Source organism: Alteromonas sp. 14N.309.X.WAT.G.H12 (genome assembly GCF_036697315.1).
In the GTDB taxonomy this organism is placed as follows: Bacteria; Pseudomonadota; Gammaproteobacteria; order Enterobacterales; family Alteromonadaceae; genus Alteromonas.
Genome location: NZ_JBAHZB010000195.1, coordinates 1 through 3,036, shown reverse-complemented (window position 1 = coordinate 3,036; position 3,036 = coordinate 1). Strand labels below are relative to the sequence as shown.

At 49.5% G+C, this 3,036-nt stretch carries 1 rRNA gene; it reads left to right on the top strand.

From position 1 onward, the window contains the following. Window positions 1–71: 71 nt before the first annotated feature. A 23S ribosomal RNA gene (locus V5298_RS20300) occupies window positions 72–2,947 on the top strand. The last annotated feature ends 89 nt before the right edge of the window (window positions 2,948–3,036 follow it).

The following is a 3,036-nucleotide window of genomic DNA, read 5'->3' as shown; positions in this document are numbered from 1 at the left end:
TCTTATCTTTCATGTGGTAAGAGGAAACAACGACGTTTGATTTATCAAACGGAAGCTATTTAGGGTTGTATGGTTAAGTGACTAAGCGTATACGGTGGATGCCTTGGCAGTAAGAGGCGATGAAGGACGTGTAAGTCTGCGAAAAGCGGTGACGAGCTGACAAAACGCATTTGAGTCATCGATGTCCGAATGGGGAAACCCACCCGCTTGCGGGTATCATTAACTGAATACATAGGTTAATGAGGCAAACCCGGGGAACTGAAACATCTAAGTACCCGGAGGAAAAGAAATCAACCGAGATTCCCTTAGTAGCGGCGAGCGAAAGGGGAGCAGCCGATGTTTATTGCAATAGTGGAATATTCTGGAAAGTATAACGGTACAGGGTGATAGTCCCGTACACGAAGTTGCAATAGGCACATATTAAGTAGGTCGGGACACGTGTTATCTTGACTGAAGATGGGGGGACCATCCTCCAAGGCTAAATACTCCTTACTGACCGATAGTGAACCAGTACCGTGAGGGAAAGGCGAAAAGAACCCCTGTGAGGGGAGTGAAATAGAACCTGAAACCGTATACGTACAAGCAGTGGGAGCCTCATTTATGGGGTGACTGCGTACCTTTTGTATAATGGGTCAGCGACTTATATTTAGTAGCAAGGTTAAGCGAATAGCGGAGCCGTAGCGAAAGCGAGTGTTAACTGCGCGTTTAGTTGCTAGGTATAGACCCGAAACCCGGTGATCTAGCCATGGGCAGGTTGAAGGTTGAGTAACATCAACTGGAGGACCGAACTCACACCTGTTGAAAAAGGTGGAGATGACCTGTGGCTGGGGGTGAAAGGCCAATCAAACCGGGAGATAGCTGGTTCTCCCCGAAATCTATTTAGGTAGAGCCTCGGACGAATTCCATTGGGGGTAGAGCACTGTTAAGGCTAGGGGGTCATCCCGACTTACCAACCCTTTGCAAACTCCGAATACCAATGAGAACTATCCGGGAGACACACGGCGGGTGCTAACGTCCGTCGTGAAGAGGGAAACAACCCAGACCGCCAGCTAAGGTCCCAAAATATTGCTAAGTGGGAAACGATGTGGGAAGGCTAAGACAGCTAGGAGGTTGGCTTAGAAGCAGCCACCCTTTAAAGAAAGCGTAATAGCTCACTAGTCGAGTCGGCCTGCGCGGAAGATGTAACGGGGCTAAGCAATATACCGAAGCTGCGGCAGCATAGTTTACTATGCTGGGTAGGGGAGCGTTGTGTAAGTGGCTGAAGGTGAACTGTGAAGTTTGCTGGACATATCACAAGTGCGAATGCTGACATGAGTAACGATAATGGGGGTGAAAAACCCCCACGCCGGAAGACCAAGGTTTCCTGTCCCATGCTAATCAGGGCAGGGTAAGTCGGCCCCTAAGGCGAGGCAGAAATGCGTAGTCGATGGGAAACGGGTTAATATTCCCGTACTTATATAATCAGTGATGGAGGGACGGAGAAGGCTAGGCAAGCTTGGTGTTGGTTATCCAAGTGAAAGTGCGTAGACCGAGAACTTAGGTAAATCCGGGTTCTTAAAGTTGAGACACGAGACGAGCCACCAAGGTGGTGAAGTTGTTGATGCCCTGCTTCCAGGAAAAGCTTCTAAACTTATGATTATGTGAACCGTACCCCAAACCGACACAGGTGGTCAGGTAGAGAATACTAAGGCGCTTGAGAGAACTCGGGTGAAGGAACTCGGCAAAATAGTACCGTAACTTCGGGAGAAGGTACGCCCCTGTTTGTGAAAGCTTTACGCTGTAAGCAGATGGGGGTCGCAGTGACCAGGTGGCTGGGACTGTTTATTAAAAACACAGCACTGTGCTAAATCGTAAGATGACGTATACGGTGTGACACCTGCCCGGTGCCGGAAGGTTAATTGATGGGGTTAGCTTAGGCGAAGCTCTTGATCGAAGCCCCGGTAAACGGCGGCCGTAACTATAACGGTCCTAAGGTAGCGAAATTCCTTGTCGGGTAAGTTCCGACCTGCACGAATGGTGTAACCATGGCCACGCTGTCTCCACCCGAGACTCAGTGAAATTGAAATCGCAGTGAAGATGCTGTGTACCCGCACCTAGACGGAAAGACCCCGTGAACCTTTACTACAGCTTGGCACTGAACATTGAACCTACATGTGTAGGATAGGTGGGAGGCTTTGAAGTGTGAACGCTAGTTTGCATGGAGCCGTCCTTGAAATACCACCCTTGTATGTTTGATGTTCTAACATAGGTCCCTTATCGGGATCGTGGACAGTGTCTGGTGGGTAGTTTGACTGGGGCGGTCTCCTCCCAAATAGTAACGGAGGAGCACGAAGGTTAGCTAATCACGGTCGGACATCGTGAGGTTAGTGCAATGGCATAAGCTAGCTTAACTGCGAGACAGACACGTCGAGCAGGTACGAAAGTAGGTCATAGTGATCCGGTGGTTCTGTATGGAAGGGCCATCGCTCAACGGATAAAAGGTACTCCGGGGATAACAGGCTGATACCGCCCAAGAGTTCATATCGACGGCGGTGTTTGGCACCTCGATGTCGGCTCATCACATCCTGGGGCTGAAGTCGGTCCCAAGGGTATGGCTGTTCGCCATTTAAAGTGGTACGCGAGCTGGGTTTAGAACGTCGTGAGACAGTTCGGTCCCTATCTGGTGTGGGCGTTGGATGATTGAGGGGAGCTGCTCCTAGTACGAGAGGACCGGAGTGGACGAACCGCTGGTGTTCGGGTTGTTTTGCCAAAGGCATTGCCCGGTAGCCAAGTTCGGAATCGATAACCGCTGAAAGCATCTAAGCGGGAAGCGAGCCCCAAGATGAGTCATCCCTGAGGTTTAACCTCTCTGAAGGGTTGTTGTAGACTACAACGTTGATAGGCAGGATGTGGAAGTGTTGCAAGGCATTAAGCTAACCTGTACTAATTGCCCGTGAGGCTTAACCATACAACGCCTAAGTAGCTTTATACTTATGTGTTGTAAGTTAAATGACTGACTAATTTAAGTAAGTTAGAGTAGTAAGTTACTCTGATTGA